Genomic DNA, 19,787 nt, shown 5'->3' with positions numbered 1-19,787 from the left:
TCAAGTATCCCTTCGGGTAATATTAACTCTAATAATGATTGATTGATATCCTTGTCCATTTAATCTTATTTAGGAACACAAAGATAAATCATTTTAAATTTAGACCCAACTTTTGTCGGTGATCCAACAGTACCATATTAAATATTTGTCCCGTAAGCAATCAACAATTCGTATAGACGTATCCATGGATTGAGGGGAGATACTAACTCCTTACACTCCATCATTAGCTCCGTTCATGGTATAGATTAATTGTTTTCATAGTTACAAACTATTCGTTTGACAATTGTTGAACGCAAGTTACCCATATGTCTACTTTGCATTCAACAATTGTCAAACGCAAAGCAGACAAATGCCAAACGAATAGTTCTCCATTATGAAAATAATAGTTTATCGTATAGAAGGTTTTTATTCTGTTAAGATATTGAGTTTATTAACATACAAAAATGATAGATGACAGATCATTTCGACATAAATTATAACCAAAGACAACGGTCGGTAAATGGCTTGATAATCCGAATTCTAAAAAGAAATAATGTCGTATATTTGCAGCATGGGAAAGAATAAATTAGCTAAGTTTGACGATATGGCGGGCTATCCGCACGTATTCCAATTTCCATTTGCCACTTTGCAGGAGAAAGGTTTCGATCTGAAGGGTCATTGGAATGAACGTTTTTTCAAGAATAACAACCCCATCGTTTTGGAGCTGGGATGTGGTAAGGGTGAATACACCGTTGGTTTGGGAAAGCTTTTCCCCAACAAGAACTTTATCGGGATAGACATCAAAGGGGCCCGGATGTGGAGTGGTGCCAAGGAATCGATGGAACAGGGAATGACCAACGTGGCATTTCTGCGTACACACATCGAATTGATTTCTCACTTCTTTGCGGCTAACGAAGTCTCCGAAATCTGGATCACATTTCCAGACCCGCAGATGAAGAAGGTGAGCAAAAGGCTTACCTCCACCCGCTTCATGAAACTATACCGCGAACTGCTGGCCGGCGACGGGATTGTTCATCTGAAGACCGACAGCAACTTCATGTTTCAATATACCTGCGAAATGGTTAAGGCCAATAATTACCCGGTTCTTTGCAGTACAGACGACCTGTATCATTCGGGCATGGCAGACGATATTCTGGGCATCAGGACCTACTACGAACAGCAATGGCTGGACAGGGGTTTGAACATCAAGTATATTAAATTTGTTTGTGAAGAGAGAGAGTCGCTGACGGAGCCGGAGGTGGAGATTGAACTGGATCCCTACCGGAGTTTCAACCGTAGCAAACGCAGCGCTTTGGCTTCAGGGAAATAAATATGCACATAAATAATTACTGAAAATGGCTATATATCCTAAACTAATTATGGACGCACTTTCCAAGGTGCGTTACCCGGGTACAGGAAAGGATCTTGTCTCTGCCGAAATGGTAGAGGACGACATCCGTATTGATGGCAATAAAGTTACTTTTTCGCTGATTTTTGAGAAACCGAACGATCCGTTTATCCGGTCGGTCGTAAAAGCTGCCGAGACCGCCATAAACACCTATGTGGGTCCGGAAGTGGAAATTAAAGGAAACATTCAGGTAAAAACAAAACAGGTGGCACGTCCGGAACCGGACAAGCTGTTGCCTCAGGTTAAGAACATTATTGCAGTGTCTTCCGGTAAGGGTGGGGTTGGTAAAAGTACAGTTGCCGCCAATCTGGCCGTTGCATTAGCTCAGCTGGGCTACAAGGTGGGTTTATTGGATGCGGATATATTCGGACCTTCCATGCCTAAGATGTTCAATGTGGAAGATGCACGTCCTTATATGGAAACGGTTGGAGAACGCGAACTGATCAAGCCCATCGAAAAATATGGGGTAAAGCTTCTCTCTATCGGTTTCTTTGTAAGTAAAGAGGATGCAGTCTTGTGGAGAGGCAGTATGGCCAGCAACGCCCTTAAACAGCTGATTGCGGATGCCAACTGGGGAGAACTGGACTTCTTCCTGCTGGACCTTCCTCCGGGCACAAGCGATATTCATCTTACACTGGTACAAACCCTGGCCATTACGGGAGCCGTGGTTGTAAGTACACCTCAGGAGGTGGCCCTTGCAGACGCGCGTAAAGGAATCAGCATGTTTACCGGCGAAAAGATTGATGTGCCGGTACTTGGATTGATCGAAAACATGGCCTGGTTTACCCCAGCCGAGTTACCCGAAAATAAGTATTATATATTCGGCAAAGAGGGTTGCAAGAAGTTGGCCGAAGAGCTGTCTATACCCTTAATCGGTCAGATACCCATCGTACAGAGCATTTGCGAAGGCGGCGACAGCGGTAAACCGGTTGCACTGGATACAGATTCACTTACAGGGATGGCCTTTAAGCAGCTTGCCGAGAATATGGTGGCTCAGCTTAACTACCGGAACGAGAACCTTGCTCCTACAAAAAGGGTGGAAGTTACCACTACCAGAAAGCATTAAGGTTACATTACGCTATAAAATGAAAGAGGGTACTCACTTGTATGAGCACCCTCTTTTTATTTGTACAGATAAGCAGTCTTTAAAAAAATAAAGCGAGGCTCCTGATTGAGGAACCTCGCTTCTATCTATAGAATAAGTCTATTATTATTTAGCCGATTCTTTGGCAGCTTTCTTAGCAAGGCTTCTTTTCTGAATTTGGTATGCAATTGGAGTTGCAACAAACAGAGTAGAATAAGTACCTAAGATGATACCGATTGCAATTGCGAAAGTAAAGCTACGGATTGTATCACCACCCAGGATAAAGATACAAAGAACAACCACGAACGTAGTCAACGTTGTATTCAACGTACGTGAAAGAGTTGAGTTCAATGCATCGTTGATAACCTGGTAACGGTCACGCTTGGGATAAAGACCAATCGTTTCACGGATACGGTCAAATACTACCACGGTGTCGTTAATAGAGTATCCGATAATAGTAAGGATTGCCGCAATAAACGTCTGGTCTACTTCCATTGAGAATGGCATAAGCTTCCAAAGCAAAGAATACAATGCTATAATACTGAATGTTGTTACAGCAACAGAAGCAAATGCTCCGGCAGAGAATGATACATCTCTAAATCGTAGCAAGATATAGGCTGCCATACAGATCATGGAGAACAATACAGCAAGATAAGCACTATTCTTGATATCGTCTGCCATACTTGGTCCAACCTTTTGAGAACTTTGAATATTAGTATCTACAAATTGATCCAGCGTAGTACCATCCTTCAAAAGAGGTTTTAATCCTTCATAAAGCTTAGTTTCAATTTCACGGTCAACCTCTGCATTTGAATCAGCGATCTTATAGTTAGTAGAAATACGTACCTGATCGGCAGAACCAATTGTAATAACACTTACAGCTCCATCTAGCTGGTCGCTAAGCATTCCACGAACATTATCGGTTTGAACCGGTTGATCAAAACGTACAATATAGTTTCTACCACCTGTGAAGTCAATACCATTATTTAATCCTATAGTTAATAAAGATGCCATACCCACAAGGATAAGTGCCAATGGGATTAAATAACCTGTTTTACGTTTTCCTAAGAAATTTACGGTCGGATTTACAAGTAAATCTTTGGTAAATGAAGTAGTAAACGGAAGTGTTTTAATTTTTTCCTTAGCAATAAGTCCCTCATAAACGATACGGGTCAGGAACACGGCTGTGATGAATGAGGCGATAAGACCTATAATCAAGGTCGTTGCAAAACCTCGGATAGGACCTGTTCCGAAGTAGAACAACACGATACCTGTGATGATTGTAGTAAGGTTGGAGTCGAAGATAGCAGAGAATGCATTCTTGTAACCATCGTCCAATGCCTTCTTAAGATTCTTACCGGCACGTAATTCCTCTTTTGTACGTTCGTAAATCAATACGTTCGCATCAACTGCCATACCTAAGGTCAATACCATACCCGCAATACCGGCTAAAGTAAGCACCGCCTGGAAGGAGGCCAGGATACCCATTGTAAAGAATATATTTATCAATAAGGCTCCATTAGCAATCATACCCGGTACTAAACCGTAAGCTGCACACATGTAGCACATCAGCAACACCAATGCGATAACGAAAGAGATTACTCCAGCAGTGATCGCCTCTTGTCCCAAAGACGGACCAACCACATCTTCCTGTACAATCTGAACGGAAGCAGCCATCTTACCTGACTTCAACACGTTGGCAAGGTCTTTCGCCTCTTCAGGTGTAAAGTCGCCGGTAATAGATGAACGTCCACCGGTGATTTCGTCGTTTACGCGTGGTGCTGAGTAAACCATGTCATCCAGAATGATGGCAACCGATTTACCGATATTTTCTTTTGTAAGACGAGCCCAGGCTTTAGCACCTTCGGCATTCATCGTCATGCTTACTTCAGATTCGGCGCGGCCGGGCTGTTGGTTGAAGTCGTCGCGTGCGTCTGTTACAACATCACCTCCCAAAGCCGGACTTCCGTCGCGGTTGGTAACCTTGATAGCATATAGCTGGAAGAATTGTTCTTTTTCGTCGATTGCCTTCACACCCCATTTCAAAGAAAGGTTTCTTGGCAATACGTCTTTTACCTGTTTCATGTTAAGGTATTCGTCGATCTTAGCCATGTCTTTTACATGAGCAACACCAACAACCGGACCACCTGCAAGCTGACCGTTATATTGATTGATCTGCAGAAGGGCAAACAACGGGTGTTGTTTTGCAAACTCTTCCATTGACTGAGAAGACTGTGTATCGGGTTGTTTCTGCTCGATTTTGGCAAGAAGCGTATCTACACTTGCAGAATCGGCAGCTTCGGCAACCTCTTCAGTTACTGCAGCTGTAGAATCTGTTGCCACTAAAGCTGAATCTGCTACAGGAGCTTCTGCTGCTGCGGCATCAAGTTTGGACAGATCTAATTTTGCAAGTACATTGTCTGCAGCAATCAGCTGTTGATAAATTTCGGGTAAATCGTATGTTTCCCAGAATTCAAGATTGGCACTACCTTGTAAAAGCTTACGAACACGCTCCGGTTCCTTAACACCCGGTAATTCAACCAGGATACGGCCGGCAGTTTCAAGACGCTGGATATTAGGAGAAACCACACCGAAACGGTCGATACGGGTACGTAATACGTTGAATGAATTGTCGATAGCACTCTTCAACTCTTCACGGATTACAGAAATAACCTGTGCATCGGTGCTTTGAGGAGTAATTCTGTCTTTCAGTTCGAAAGTACTGAAGATAGCAGAAAGACGCGCTCCCGGATCAAGTTTTTTATATTCTTCGGCAAAAAGATCAATAAAGTCTTTCTGACTGGTGTTCTGACGGGCATAAGCCAGATCAAGCGCTTTGTTGAAGTTCTCGTCCGTGTTTTTATTTGAAAGTGAACGAAGCACATCAGCCACATTCAGTTCCAAAACTACGTTCATACCTCCTTTTAAGTCGAGACCTAAACTAATTTCCATTTCACGACACTGCTTAAGGGTATAGCCAAGCCATACCTTCTGAGTAGAGAGTGAGTCGATAAACTGACTCTCTTTTGCCGGATCCCCAGCTGCGTACTCTGCTGCTTTACTTGAATAGTATCTGGTCACAAAAGAAAACGACAGATAGAACAAGCAAACCAGGGTAAGTAACACAGAGAAGACCTTTACAAATCCTTTGTTTTGCATTTGAATCTTATTTTTATGTTATTACATTATATATTTTTCGATTTTTTCACAGGGTGCAAATATATGATTTTTTTTCAATGACTGCGACTAAATCAATTAATAATTTGCGTATCACAGGCTTTATTTGAAAGACAAAATGGCTTGAAATCTCAAAATTAACCGGTTTTATTTGGAATTCAATCACTTCAGTTTCAAAAAATAACAATTTACACTCAAATACATTCCTTAACGTCGATTGCAAACAATCCTAAAAAGAACAACGATCAGCCATTTTTTGACACGTATCCGTTAATAATCGAAGTTTTTTAAGTAGGTTTGCCATAAAATAAATCTAACGCATAATGAAACGTCTATTTTTTCTTTTTTTATTAATGCCGGGCATTCTCTTTGCTCAAAAAGAAGAACACTATCTGGCTGGTGCTGTCCCGGAAGTGGACGGAAAGGTTGTATTTTCTAAAACAATCAAAGCCCCTTCCCTATCTCAGGAACAGCTTTACGAAGCCATGTTATCCTGGGCAGGCGATTATTATAACGGAGAAAAAAACAGAGTAGTATATCAGAAGCCCGAAGAAGGTGCAATTGCTTGCCTCGGTAACGAATATATCGTATTCAGCAGCTCGGCTCTGTCGCTCGACAGGACTACGATCAACTACCTGATGCGTATTGTATGTGTTGACCAGCGTTGCGATTTGGAGATAAGCGGTATACGATACGAATACAATGTTTCTTACCAGAAACAACCCGAAAAGTATGTGGCTGAAGAGTGGATAACCGACAAGATTGCACTTAGGAATAACAAGTTGCTTCGGATACCGGGAAAGTTCAGAAAAGGCACAATCGATTTGATAGACAAGCTTTTTGTTGATGCGACAAATAAAATTAACGGGCTGGTATCGGCAAGTGCCTCGGCTGCAGCTCCGGTTACAGCGGCTGCTGTTCCGGCTGTAACATCTCAGACTGCGGTGGTTACACCGGTTGTTCCCGTTGCTCCGGTTGTTGCCGCTACACCGCTTATTGCTGCAACAACTACTGCCGCTGCACAGGCTCAACCCGAAGTTTTACCTGTTCAGGCCAATGTACCTGCCGGATACAAAGCGGTGGCTGCAGATAAAATTCCGGGCAATATCATCCGGATGATGCAGAACGACCAGATGATGATTACGGTTTCCAACGGACAGGAAACAGATTTTGCCACACTTAGCTCGGGAGGTGTAGGTTATGCGTTTAGCAAGCCGGTTGCCTTCTGTATCACCGAATCCGGTAAACATATCGCCTCGCTGATCGAATCGGCTTCGTCTTATACGCTTTCGTTCTATACCGAAGCCTACAGAGATGTTCTTGACAAGAACAAGGATAACCGGAGCAAAGATCCGGATAGAATTCAAAACTCGGGACTTACTCTTATTACTACGTCCAACGGCAACAAGGCTTTTTCTGAAGCATGGATGATTATCGAATGTAAGAAAATCTCTTTGTCGCAACAAAACGGAACGGCAGGAGCTCCGGCAAATGGAAGCAAAATTCTTTTAGGTGAAATACAAAATGTATGGATTAAATAAAACACTGCATATGAAACGATTTTTTTTATTACTGTTTTCCATTTTACCAATGATAGTTGCTGCCCAGGGGCATAAAGGGACTGTGGAGTCTTGCGCCCCTACCCGCGAGGGCAAGGTATTATACAGCGACAAGGTAGAGGTTAAGGATTCCGACCGACAAGAAATATTTCAGGCCATCCATGCATGGGCGAAAGAAAATTATGGCAAGGATGTATTCATATCCAGTGTTTCAGCCAATAAAAACAAAGGGACCCTCTTCATTGGATCCAAGGTTGAATTACTGCTGAACGACTCGGAAAAGACAATCGTCAAATATAAAATGAGGATTAATTGTCAGGACAACGGGTATTCTGTTGAGGTTACCGACATTTCTTATCAATATAGCCCGGGTGGAGAAGCTAAGGCGAAAACATATCCGGCCGAAGATGTTATTATGGGAAATGGAAAGGGTAATACGGTTACGGCCATTAAAGACCCTGTTTTATTCTGCAACGCCACCTATTTCTTTGTAGAGTCGCTGTTTGCGGATGTTTACGACGCGGTTGAAAACTAATTTCTATTCCAGCGTTATGTAGCACCACATAGGATAGTGGTCCGAATAACGTACTTTGTCCACCGTGCAACGATAGGACTTGATATTGGAAGAGTGCAGGATATTATCTATGCGGAACCAGAACTTGTTTTGGTTATAGCTTATCCCCAATCCTCTTCCCGATGCAGCAAAAGCATCGACCAGGTTCCCTTGAATGGTGCGGTGGGCATAGGAAATAGGAGTATCATTAAAATCTCCGCATACCAGCACATACTCTCCTTTAGCCTCCTTTATCTCTTTTGCCACCATTTCAGCCTGTCCGGCTCTGATCTGAAATGCCGTACCCAGCTTTTGCTGCAAAGAGCCCTTCAATTCCGACAAGCCCTCGGATCCCAGATTCCCGATTATCTGCGAGTACTTGGAACGGTCTTCCATCGTAAGCTTGAATGATTCCAGGTGATTGTTTATCAGGGTTACTTTTTTCCCTTTTACGGTAAGTTCGTGTACTGCCGAACCGTTGAAGGCACTTTTATATTTTATACGCCGGCTCTTCTCAATGGGGTATTTGGAAAACAGGGCAATGCCGATGCTCTGATATTTATTGGCATTCAGTTCCACTACCGAACGATAGGGATACATTTTCAAGGCTTTATTTAATTTCCGGGTGGTTAATCCATTCCCATGCCTGCTGGTCGAATATTCCTGCAGACAAACAATGTCGGCTCCCGAATCGGCAATGTATTCGATTATCCGGTTGGGAGAATCGGCTGTATGATTTTTATAAGCAAAACCCATCACATTATAGGTAAGCACCTTCAATGATTCTTCAGGCAGTGGAGTGTTCATGCTATGAAAAGGAAGATACGAGGTTACTTGTCCCCATGCGATAATAAAGGAGGCTACCCCTATCAAAGCCGACTTCCAGTTTGAAACAACCAGCCAATAAAGGATAAAAAGGAAGTTCAGCACCATGAATACAGGGAATGCCAATCCGATATAGGAGAAAACCAAGTGTTTTTCTGGCGAGATGCGGTCGGAGAAAGCGGATAAAAGAAACAGGAATGCAACCAGAAAATGTCCCATTCCAAAAAGCACATGCAACAACAACTTGAATGTTTTCATACTTTCTGTGGGCTATTTTTTACTGGCATCAAACAATTGCTTTTTCTCATTATCCGATAAACTCTCGTAACCGGACCGTTTCAGCTTATCCAGAATGACATCAATCACCTCTTGTTCCTGATGTTTGCGGGCATTGTAATCCCGATCCGTCTCACTCCGTCGGTGTGTGACTTTCATTCTGGGTTTACGTCGCATCAGATTTACAACAAAATCGATTATTTTATTGAACGGAGCGGTAAGGTCTTTTCCTTTATGATATTGCGAAGCATAGAGAATGCCGGCAAGGGCTCCTCCTATATGTGCGATGTGACCTCCGGCATTGTCGGACGTTATTGCCAGCAAATCGATTCCCAAAGTAAACAAGGCAAGATAGATCAGCTTGATCCGGCCGATAAGCAAAAGAGAGATCTCCATGTCTTTCTTATAGAAGGAGACTGCAAACACAATTGCCATAACCGAAGCCGAAGCGCCCATTAAAGTGCTATGAGCAGCGACATTGCTGAAATAGGGAAAGAAATTATACGAAACGATATACAATAAAGCTCCAGCTAAACCCCCAATTACGTATAAACCACCCAGCTGACGTTCGCTGAAAAAGTTCAGAAACAGTCCGCCGAACCAATATAACCATAGCATATTGAATATAATATGCAGAAAGTCAAAATGGGTGAACATATAGGTCAACAACGTCCAGGGGCGATACAACAACTGAATTGGAGACGAAGGCACCTGCAACCAGAAGAGCACAGTGTCTGCATTCATATTAAACAAGATGAATGCAACCGACAGTAATCTTACAATCAGAAACAGTCCAACGTTAATATAGATCAGCTTGGAAAGGATGCTGCCCTGCTTGAAGTTATATTTTATTTTAGAGATAAAATCGTCCATTGTCATTGTCATTCTTTCTCCAGTAACGAATCAGGAAGTATCCGAAAAGCATTCCGCCCAAATGGGCAAAATGAGCGACGTTATCTCCGCCGAAGTTAGCCACACCCATAAACAGCTCTGCAAGTCCGTAAAAAACTACAAAATATTTAGCCTTAATGGGTACGGGAATAAACATCAGGTACAGGGGGACATTGGGGAATAACATCCCGAATGCAAGCAAAATACCAAACACAGAACCGGATGCGCCAATTGTCACAAAATAGTTCATGTATTCGCTCTTGGATATGATCTGTTCGCCATTCAGATTAATGTAATCCTGCGAAGCAAAAACAAGTTCGCGTAGATTGAAGAACCATACGGCCTCCTGCACTACCGCAGCACCCAGTCCGGATACGATGTAAAATATCAAAAAACGTTTAGGTCCCCACACATTTTCAAGTACGCGGCCAAACATGTATACGGCAAACATGTTGAAGAAAACATGCGACAACGAACTTGTATCGTGAAGAAACATATAAGAGATAAACTGAAAAGCATAAAAATCGGTTGCCCACGGAAAATGCAATCCTCCTATATGAATAAGGTCAATCCCAATGCGCGGCAAAACAATGCTTGCCATCCAGAAAAGCAGATTGATTATTATAATATTTTTCGTTACTACCGGAATCCTGCTAAGGAATCCTGATCCTTCTTGATTTATCATAAGCAAATATTTACGGCAAAGGTAAAATTATTTTCTATATAGCCAGCCATACCCGTAGGCATTTTATAGAGGCACAATCTCCTATTCCCACAGAAAACAGGCCTTTTAAAGGCCATTTTTATCAAAAAAACGCCCTTAATAAAAGGAAAAAATAGCTCATAGTCAAAAAAAGTTTATAAATCTTTTGTTATATTTAAAATAAAGGTAACTTTGAAGCCGACAATAAGCTATCGGTCCATTGTTTAATATATTAACTATCAAACCATCATGAACAAAACAGAATTTATTAATGCCGTTGCTGAGCAATCGGGATTAAGCAAAGTTGACTCTAAGAAAGCTGTTGAGGCTTTCATCCAAACAATCTCTAACGAAATGAAAGAAGGTGGAAAAATTTCCCTTCTTGGTTTTGGTTCGTTCTCAACTACTGAAAAAGCCGCACGTAAAGGAGTTAATCCTAAAACGAAAGAAGTTATCGACATTCCTGCTCGTAAAGTTGTGAAATTTAAGGCTGGTGCTGAACTAACCGACAAGATCAAGTAAGAAATTTTCGTATGATAAAAAAAGGATGCAATAGGAATTGCATCCTTTTTTTTTATACCTCTCTGTAAAGTGTTATCTTTGCAGGAAAAATAACGAACATATAGACAGAAGCATATGGTCATCGAACAACAGATTGCGAGTACAATTGTATCCGGGATAAAAGAGCTCTACGGAACAGAAATAGACGGAGCTCAGATTCAGCTTGGAAAAACAAAAAAGGAGTTTAAAGGACACCTTACGCTGGTGGTATTTCCTTTTTTAAAAATATCCAGAAAATCTCCCGAACAAACGGCACAGGATTTGGGAAAGTATCTTCTTGAAAATGAACCTGCCGTTGCCGACTTTAACGTTATCAAAGGTTTCCTGAACCTTACGATTTCGGCTTCTTGCTGGATCGAGCTATTAAACACAATCCACAGCAGCCCCTCCTTTGGGACCGTTGAAGCTACGGAGACTTCGCCATTGGTGATGATTGAGTATTCTTCGCCTAATACAAATAAGCCTCTGCATTTGGGTCACGTACGCAATAATTTACTTGGCTATAGCCTTGCTGAAATTATGAAGGCAAACGGATACAAAGTAGTTAAAACTAATATTGTAAACGACCGAGGAATTCATATATGCAAATCGATGCTTGCCTGGAAAAAGTGGGGTGAGGGAGCTACTCCTGAATCTGCAGGGAAAAAAGGGGACCATCTGATTGGCGATTTTTATGTTTTGTTCGACAAGAAATACAAACAGGAACTTGCTGAACTTCAGGAAAGCGGACTCTCGAAGGAAGAGGCCGAAGCTAAGTCGGCATTGATGGCGGAAGCCCGTGAGATGTTGCTTAAATGGGAGGCCGGCGATAAAGAGGTGGTTGACTTATGGACGATGATGAACAACTGGGTCTATGCCGGGTTCGATGAAACATACAAACGGATGGGGGTTGACTTCGACAAGATTTACTACGAATCTCAGACCTATCTGGAAGGGAAAGGGAAAGTGCTTGAAGGTTTGGAGAAGGGTGTGTTCTATAGCAGGGAAGATGGTTCGGTTTGGGCCGACCTTACGGGCGACGGACTGGATGAAAAACTTTTGCTCCGAGCAGATGGTACTTCTGTATACATGACACAGGATATCGGCACCGCCAAACTTCGATTTGACGATTACCCTATCAATAAGATGATATACGTTGTGGGTAACGAACAAAATTATCACTTCCAGGTACTTTCTATCCTATTGGATAAATTGGGATTTGAATTTGGTAAAGGGTTGGTTCATTTCTCTTACGGCATGGTTGAACTGCCTGAAGGAAAAATGAAAAGCCGTGAAGGAACTGTTGTAGATGCCGACGATCTGATGGAAGAGATGATCTCCACAGCACGTGAAATATCTCAGGAATTAGGGAAACTGGACGGATTAACAACCCAGGAGGCCGAGAAGATCGCTTCAATGGTAGGACTTGGCTCCCTGAAATACTTTATCCTGAAGGTTGATCCGCGTAAGAACATGACATTCAACCCGAAAGAATCCATCGATTTTAATGGAAACACCGGACCGTTCATACAATACACTTACGCCCGTATCTGTTCGGTTCTTCGCAAAGCTGCCGAACAAGGGATCACTCTGCCAAACCAGCTGGCGGCGAATATCGCTCTTTCTGAAAAAGAAGAGGGACTTATCCAACTCACATCAGATTTCGAATCGGTTGTTAAAGATGCAGGAAACGAATACAGTCCGGCTATCATAGCCAACTATGTATACGACCTGGTTAAAGAATACAATCAGTTCTACCATGATTTTTCAATCTTGCGCGAAGAGAATGAGGATGTTAAGGTATTTCGTCTGGTTCTATCGGCCAATGTTGCCAAGGTGGTTAAAAAGGGTATGTCCTTGCTTGGAATCGAAGTTCCGGAAAGAATGTAACTTTTTCAATGTTATATATACAAAAGAGGCGCTTCCAATGGTAGCGCCTCTTTTGTATATATAACATTGTATTATTCTTTCTTTCGTGTTGCCTTTTTCTTTGTAGTCTTCTTATCCGGGGCTTCTTCGATGATTTTCATGCATTCATCGTACGTAAGTTTCTGAGGATCGGTATTCTTTGGAATTTTATAATTACTCTTCTTATAAGCAATGTAGGCCCCGAAACGCCCGTTCAAAATCTGAAGTTCCGGTTCTTCCTCGAAAGATTTGATGAATCGTTGTTCTTCCTGTATCCTTTTTTTCTCAATAAGCTCGATGGCTTCGTCCAACTTAATCGTATATGGATTCAACTCTTTCGGAATCGTAACGAATTTATTGTTGTGACGGATAAACGGACCGAAACGTCCGATTGCGGCTATAACCTCTTCGTTTTCGAATTCGCCTACCTTACGGGGCAGATCAAACAATTTCAATGCCTCCTCCAGAGTGATTGTTTCGATGGACTGATCCTTCATCAATGCGGCAAAAGCAGGTTTAGGTGCTTTTTTATCGTCCGGGAATGCTTGTCCCATCTGAACACAAGGACCGTACCGGCTGATCTTTACAAACACAGGCTTACCACTTTTCGGATCAATACCAAGTTCTCTCTCCCCAACCTTATGATCTGTTTTACTGGTCATTGCCTCGTCAACGATTGGGTGGAAAATTTTATAAAAATTATCGATAACGCGTGTCCATTCCATTTCGCCGTCGGCAATGGAGTCGAACTCCTTTTCAACGTTGGCGGTAAAATTATAATCCAGAATATTGGGAAAATATTCAAGTAAAAAGTCGTTTACCACAATTCCTATATCCGTTGGCATAAGCTTGTTACGATCTGCTCCAACAGTTTCGCTTTTTTGTGCTTCCGAAATCTTTTCCTTTCGTAAAGAAATTACAGTAAAGTTGCGCTCCTCTCCTGCTTTATCACCCTTGACAACATATCCTCTGGTTTGTACCGTCTGAATAGTAGGTGCATAGGTTGAAGGTCTGCCGATACCCAACTCCTCCAATCGTCTAACCAGACTGGCTTCTGTATACCTGGGGGGACGTTGCGTAAATCTTTCGGTAGCTTTCACCTCATCCAGCACAAGAATATCATTCAGGTTAACAGCTGGTAAAAGTCCGTTTTCCTGTTCTTTCTCATTCTCATCGTCCATGCTTTCGCGATACACCTGTAAGAAGCCATCGAAAACGATTACCTCACCCGTAGCCTGGAACTTATCCTTCCATCCGGGGAAGCTGACAGAAATAGTTGTTTTCTCCAATTCGGCATCAGCCATTTGAGACGCCAATGTTCTCTTACGGATCAGCTCGTACAATTTTTTCTCCTGAGCGGAACCTCCCGCCTCTACCCGATCGATATATGTAGGGCGTATGGCCTCGTGAGCCTCTTGTGCTCCTTTAGATTTGGTATGATATTGGCGGAATTTATAATACTTCTCGCCGTAGGTGTTAACAATTTCCTCTTTGGATGTTCCCAATGCCAAATCGCTTAGATTTACTGAGTCGGTACGCATATAGGTTATCATCCCCGATTCATATAACTTTTGAGCAATCGACATGGTTTGAGATACCGAATAACCCAACTTACGGGCAGCTTCCTGCTGTAAGGTAGAGGTGGTAAAAGGAGGAGCCGGAGATTTCTTTAACGGCTTCTTCGTTATATCGTCAATCTGGAACGATGCAGTCTTGCATTGGTTCAACAAACTGATAACCTCCTCTTTTGTCTTCAAACGTTTGTTCAACTCCGCTTTCAGCACAGTAGATCCGTCCGGCAGAATAAAATTGGCAATCACACGGTAAGCAGCCTCGCTCACAAAAGCGTTTATCTCCCGTTCACGTTCAACAATCAAACGGACAGCAACCGACTGAACCCTACCGGCAGACAAAGCCGGTCTCACCTTCCTCCAAAGAACCGGAGACAGTTCAAATCCCACAATACGATCCAGCACTCGCCGTGCTTGTTGAGCATCCACCAGATTGAGATTTATATCACGGGGGGTCTCAATAGCATGCAAAATAGCCGTCTTGGTAATTTCATGAAATACGATTCGTTTCGTGTTTTCGGGTTTCAAGCCCAACACTTCGTATAAATGCCACGATATAGCTTCTCCTTCGCGGTCTTCATCGGATGCGAGCCAGACTTGTTCCGCTTGCTTCGCTTCACTCTTTAATTCGGACACCAACTTTTTCTTATCTGCAGGTACAACGTACTTGGGAAGATAGTTTTTTTTCGTGTCAATACTGAATTCTTTAGGATTTAAATCGCGTATATGGCCATAACTAGACATCACCTTAAACTCTTTTCCAAGAAATTTCTCGATGGTCTTAGCCTTGGCCGGGGATTCTACTATTACCAGGTTTTTATGCATATTTTCTGCTTTCTCGTTCGAAATCGGGTACAAACTTACATAATTATTTACGAAATCTCACTAAATCAATAAAAAAACCATTTTTTACATCGGCTCAGCAGGCGACCAACAAAGTACTTTGTGGCGAATATTCTTCATTTTTTTTATCTTTGTCTCGAAACAAGAAACCTATGGAAGCAATCAAACAACTTATATCAGACAATAAAGCAGACGAGGCCATCCGCCTCCTTGACGAAATTATTGCTGCAGATCCCCAAAATGATGAAGCCTATTATTTAAGGGGAAATGCCTGGCGAAAAAAGGGAAACATGCAATTGGCAATCAATAATTACCTGGAAGCTATGGAGATAAACCCCGAAAGTCCGGCTCGTCAGGCTCATGCCATGATGATGAAAATTATGAATTTCTTTAATAAAGACATGTATAACCATTAATTAAAGGATTGTGAATCAAACAATACGCTCTTCATTTAAAAGCTGGATACTGCTTTCATTTCTTTTTACAAACTCACTACTTTACAGTCAGAACCCATTGTCGGAAATAAAAATGGCGGATATTCCTGCCGGATTCTTTTACATGGGAGGCAATGGCGAAGGAAGCAACTACGACGAAGCTCCGATACACAAGGTAACGCTGACGAAACCCTTTAAAATGTCGGTAACCGAAATAACCAACGCACAATATGAAGCGTACGACCCGGCGCACAAAGCGTATCGTGGAAAGAATGGTATCTCTGTTCATGACAATGAAGCAGTTGTATATGTTAGCTACAACGATGCCATGAACTATTGTAAATGGCTAAGTGAGAAGGAGGGCAAAACCTATAGGTTGCCCACTGAAGCAGAATGGGAATATGCTTGCAGAGCCGGAAGCTACCTAACCTTCTCGATGGATGACGGACTGCCGGGTATTTTCCATAAGAATCAGCAAATAGTGCGCGATATGAAACCGGTCTCACTGGCGGTGGGAGAAACTCCTGCCAACAAATTCGGGTTACATGACATGCATGGCAATGTGGAAGAGTGGTGCCTTGACTGGTACGGACCTTACGTTGCCGATGATCAAACAGATCCGGTTGGGATGAAGCATGGTTTGTATCGTGTTACCCGAGGAGGAAGCCATAATACTCCGGAAAAATACCTCCGGTCATCCAACCGGATGGCCATGATACCGGAAGATAAGCATGCGCAGACAGGATTTAGAATTGTTCAGGCCGACTATCCGGAAAGTGAGCCGCTTGCCGTATCGGCACAGGCGGAACAACCGGTTAAAGTTCCGCAGACAAAATACAACTGGAAAAAAGGCGTAACCCGGAAGCCGTTCTTTCTTCCTCCTGTTCCCTATGTAATTGAACCCGCATGTAACTCGGGTATCCCCTTCTATCGTCATAATCACCAGCCGGCAATTACATGGTGCCCTAACGGCGACCTGCTGGCCATCTGGTTTTCGGCCAATGAAGAAAACGGACGCGAAATGGTTGTTCTGGGTTCCCGTTTAAGAAAAGGAGGTGAAACCTGGGAAAAAGCCTCTTTATTCTTTAAAGTTCCGGATCGAAATATGACAGGCTCTTCTCTTTTTAACGACGGACAAGGGAGGTTACTTCATCTTAACGGAGTGGAAGCTTCCGGTGACTGGCAGAACTTAGCCATGATACAACGCGAGAGTACAGATAACGGCGCTACATGGTCGGCCCCACATCTGATAGCTCCCGAACATTCCAAGCGTCACCAGGTAATAGCAGGTACGATTCAAACCCGCGAAGGGTGGTACATCCAACCCTGCGATGCCGGACCGGGAAGTCACGACGGGGCGGCGATCCACATCAGTAAAGACAAAGGAAAGACCTGGTCCGATCCGTGGGACGGGCAACCAGCCGAGTTTAAACCGAATGGAACCGGATCAACCATCGCAGGGATACATACCGGAATCGTACAGCTGATGAACGGCGACCTGCTGGCACTAGCCAGAGGGAACAGTCTGCCAGATGCCAACGGCGTGTTGCGTATGCCTATGAGTATATCCAAAGATATGGGTAAGAGCTGGACCTATTACGCGTCCGAATTTCCACCTATTGACGGAGGACAACGTCTTGTTCTGCTTCGTCTGTCCGAAGGACCTTTGTTATTAATCTCATTCACCGACCATCCGATACGGACAAAAAAAGAAAATAGGGGAATGCTCTTTGCGGATGCATCCGGAAAGTCTTACAGGGGTTATGGAATGTATGCGGCACTTTCGTTCGACGAAGGGAAAACCTGGCCGGTTAAAAAGTTACTCACCGACGGGACGTATCGTTTTCTAAACGGCGGGGCGTGGACAGGCCACTTCGAAATGGATTCGACACATGCCGAACCCAGAGGCTACCTGGCTGCTGTACAGTCGCCCGACAAAACCATCCATCTGGTTAGCAGCAGACTTCATTACCGGTTTAACCTGGCCTGGCTGATGGAGCCAGCAAAATAAAAAAAGGGAGATAGCTCCCCCTATAAACAATTAAAGGATGTCATCCCGACATCCCCTAACCAACTTTGTTAACCTTAAATCTAATACTATTATGAAAAAACCACGATGCAAAGATACAATCCCACAAAGGGTTTGTCAAGCTTTTTTGCCATAAAACATGTTAAACAACATATAATAAATATGAAAGGGAGTACTGTGATAGTACCCCCTTTCATATTTGTAATCCGATTATACAGACTGCAGAACACGTTAAAAGTTCAGATTAATACCAACCATGGCATTAAATCCTTGTTGCGGATACCCATAAAGCAGCTCATATTTCCGGAAAAGCAGGTTGTTGAATTTAATATAAGCACCAAAGGTTTCGTTAAGCTGGTAAGTACCTTTCATATTCAGCTCATTGATATTATCCATTTTGATATTAGTTCCTTTCGCATGGGTATATCTTCCTGTTCCCAGGTAATAATCCATTGAAAGCGTGATATTATCCATAGGCACCACCGATATTTCTCCAAACAACTCTGCTTTAGGCTTACCGAAAGCTTTGATATCTGTAATTGTAGTTTCACCGGCAGGTTCCTCGCGCTCAATTTCACTTACCGACCATGAGTTATAAACACCCTTCAACGATATGTTGAAAAGTTGTTGATAACTATATTTCAACGAGGCTCCACCAAAGAACTTCTTAGCGTTATAATAAGCCACATTACTTACATTACCAAACTTGGTCAGCATAGATATCTGCGGAAGGAAGAAATGCTCGTTGTCTGTTATTTTATATCCTCCAAAAACATCGAACCAGAAGCCGGCACCCGCTCCGCTTTTAATCCCTGCAATCCCGTCCAACCAGGTGCGCGATGCCTCCAGAATCAAATCAGGATTGATATATCTGTTTACTCCCGATATTTCCCAGGCACTGTTGGCGCTGACTTTACCGGTTGCCGTTGCATAAAAAACAGTCTTCGGGGCAAATTCAACATCAAAATTGATATTCGGAGACAAGAACACCTTTTTCTCGTCGCCCGTAATGATCATAGCATTGGCACCCAATCGTAAGTTCCAACGTTCGCCATTCATCTTTAAATAGGGACTTAACGTAGACTCGAGGTGATTGTTACGTTCGAAGGGAACGGTCGTTTCCGGCTCTGTCTCACCGTAATTGAAGTATTCTACCTCACCTTCCAATCCGATGGTCATCCCTCCGTTAAACTCACTGTTCAGGTCGAAAGATGCTCCAAACGTATTTTCGGCAATACCACCCAAACCTCCTGTCATCCCGTACTTGTTAGTGAATCGTTTGAAATCCAGATCCAAGGCATATTCGAAAGGACCGTGACCCTTTGATTCGAATCCAATCATCCCCCCGATCTTTGTATTTGCCTGATTCGTATCATAATCGAATAAAGGCATTACATCCAAATCGACCAACCTTAAATCGGCCACAAAACCATAGTAATTGAATGTACTGTGATCTATCCCGAAGCCAAGTTTCAAGGCAAGCTTCTCGTATTCGTGGCTAAAATTAATGCCACCCAGGTTATTGTTAAGCTTGGCTTTCTGCTTGTCGTCCATCTGCAGATAACCTATATTACCGTTGGTAGAACGATGCGATAAAAAGACATTCAGTTTGTCCTTCTCTGTATTCAGGATATGATACCCTAAGTCTCCGTTGATGTTCATGTAATTACCAGCTCCCAGATTCAGGTACCCCCTTTTCTTACTGTAAGGAATCTCAGTCATCACACTCCCCGACCCCAACAAAGATAATTCCTGTTGTGGATCTGTAGGAACAGCAAATGTGCTGTAGTCTATAGGCATCTTTTTCACTACAGGCTCCTTGATCTTTGGCAGCGTATTCACCTTCGAAGCATCCTGAACCGACGGATCGTATTCCCGTTCCAAAGTCATCTCCCGGTTCAGCTCCTTTTCTTTCGATTTATCTTCCTGTGCATGTACCGATGCAGCAGCACCTAAGGCAACCACCAGGCAGAGGGCTTTTACATTATATATTGCTTTCATCCCAGT

14 protein-coding genes are annotated in these 19,787 nt (G+C 43.0%); 8 read left to right on the top strand and 6 right to left on the bottom strand.

The annotated features are described in order from the left end of the window. Nucleotides 1-550 precede the first annotated feature (550 nt). On the top strand, nt 551-1,309 hold the full coding sequence (trmB, locus tag AB7E53_RS00405; protein WP_079682613.1) for a tRNA (guanosine(46)-N7)-methyltransferase TrmB: 759 nt from the start codon (nt 551-553) through the stop codon (nt 1,307-1,309). Between the two features lie 25 nt (nt 1,310-1,334). Beyond that, nucleotides 1,335-2,453 carry an Mrp/NBP35 family ATP-binding protein gene (locus AB7E53_RS00400; protein WP_068183169.1) on the top strand — a complete coding sequence of 373 codons (1,119 nt, stop codon included), beginning with the start codon at nt 1,335-1,337 and terminating at the stop codon, nt 2,451-2,453. Between the two features lie 144 nt (nt 2,454-2,597). Here the strand turns inward: AB7E53_RS00400 and secDF are convergent, their stop codons facing one another. After that, the gene (gene secDF, locus AB7E53_RS00395) at nt 2,598-5,630 is read right to left on the bottom strand and encodes a protein translocase subunit SecDF (protein WP_446773534.1); all 3,033 of its coding nucleotides are present in this window, start codon (nt 5,628-5,630) and stop codon (nt 2,598-2,600) included. Nucleotides 5,631-5,971: 341 nt separating this feature from the next. Between secDF and AB7E53_RS00390 the strand changes: the two genes are divergently transcribed. Both AB7E53_RS00390 and AB7E53_RS00385 read left to right on the top strand, forming a co-directional pair. After that, on the top strand, nt 5,972-7,189 hold the full coding sequence (locus tag AB7E53_RS00390; RefSeq protein ID WP_446773532.1) for a DUF4468 domain-containing protein: 1,218 nt from the start codon (nt 5,972-5,974) through the stop codon (nt 7,187-7,189). A gap of 10 nt (nt 7,190-7,199) precedes the next feature. Next, nucleotides 7,200-7,742 carry a DUF4468 domain-containing protein gene (locus AB7E53_RS00385; RefSeq protein WP_446773530.1) on the top strand — a complete coding sequence of 181 codons (543 nt, stop codon included), beginning with the start codon at nt 7,200-7,202 and terminating at the stop codon, nt 7,740-7,742. A gap of 3 nt (nt 7,743-7,745) precedes the next feature. On the opposite strand, the gene AB7E53_RS00380 is transcribed toward AB7E53_RS00385, so the two are convergent. The 3 genes from AB7E53_RS00380 to AB7E53_RS00370 all read right to left on the bottom strand — a co-directional run bounded on the left by AB7E53_RS00380 (nt 7,746) and on the right by AB7E53_RS00370 (nt 10,437). Further along, entirely contained in the window at nt 7,746-8,567 is an 822-nt protein-coding gene (locus AB7E53_RS00380) for an endonuclease/exonuclease/phosphatase family protein (RefSeq protein ID WP_371689578.1), read from the bottom strand. Nucleotides 8,568-8,855: 288 nt separating this feature from the next. Beyond that, nucleotides 8,856-9,734, bottom strand: coding sequence for a rhomboid family intramembrane serine protease (locus tag AB7E53_RS00375; protein ID WP_446773528.1), 879 nt, complete (start codon nt 9,732-9,734; stop codon nt 8,856-8,858). Further along, nucleotides 9,715-10,437 carry a rhomboid family intramembrane serine protease gene (locus tag AB7E53_RS00370; RefSeq protein WP_179399650.1) on the bottom strand — a complete coding sequence of 241 codons (723 nt, stop codon included), beginning with the start codon at nt 10,435-10,437 and terminating at the stop codon, nt 9,715-9,717. The genes AB7E53_RS00375 and AB7E53_RS00370 overlap by 20 nt, the downstream gene beginning before the upstream one ends. Nucleotides 10,438-10,704: 267 nt before the next feature. On the opposite strand from AB7E53_RS00370, the gene AB7E53_RS00365 reads away from it, so the two are divergent. Both AB7E53_RS00365 and argS read left to right on the top strand, forming a co-directional pair. Next, the gene (locus tag AB7E53_RS00365) at nt 10,705-10,977 is read left to right on the top strand and encodes an HU family DNA-binding protein (RefSeq protein WP_079682620.1); all 273 of its coding nucleotides are present in this window, start codon (nt 10,705-10,707) and stop codon (nt 10,975-10,977) included. A gap of 114 nt (nt 10,978-11,091) precedes the next feature. After that, entirely contained in the window at nt 11,092-12,885 is a 1,794-nt protein-coding gene (argS, locus tag AB7E53_RS00360; RefSeq protein WP_446773526.1) for an arginine--tRNA ligase, read from the top strand. Between the two features lie 71 nt (nt 12,886-12,956). Here the strand turns inward: argS and topA are convergent, their stop codons facing one another. Then, entirely contained in the window at nt 12,957-15,299 is a 2,343-nt protein-coding gene (gene topA, locus AB7E53_RS00355; RefSeq protein WP_446773524.1) for a type I DNA topoisomerase, read from the bottom strand. Between the two features lie 170 nt (nt 15,300-15,469). On the opposite strand from topA, the gene AB7E53_RS00350 reads away from it, so the two are divergent. Then, a complete protein-coding gene (locus tag AB7E53_RS00350) occupies nt 15,470-15,733 on the top strand; it encodes a tetratricopeptide repeat protein (protein ID WP_446773522.1) in 264 nt (87 codons plus the stop codon). 112 nt (nt 15,734-15,845) lie between these two features. Further along, nucleotides 15,846-17,762, top strand: a complete 1,917-nt coding sequence (locus AB7E53_RS00345) for an SUMF1/EgtB/PvdO family nonheme iron enzyme (protein ID WP_446773536.1) — start codon at nt 15,846-15,848, stop codon at nt 17,760-17,762. 249 nt (nt 17,763-18,011) lie between these two features. Here AB7E53_RS00345 and AB7E53_RS00340 read toward each other — a convergent pair whose 3' ends face one another. Next, nucleotides 18,012-19,781, bottom strand: coding sequence for a TonB-dependent receptor (locus AB7E53_RS00340; RefSeq protein ID WP_446773521.1), 1,770 nt, complete (start codon nt 19,779-19,781; stop codon nt 18,012-18,014). Nucleotides 19,782-19,787: the final 6 nt, after the last annotated feature.

Source organism: Macellibacteroides sp. (assembly GCF_050251695.1).
In the GTDB taxonomy this organism is placed as follows: Bacteria; Bacteroidota; Bacteroidia; order Bacteroidales; family Tannerellaceae; genus Macellibacteroides; species Macellibacteroides fermentans.
Note: the sequence above shows the minus strand (reverse complement) of the source record. Positions and strands in the feature narration are given on the sequence as shown.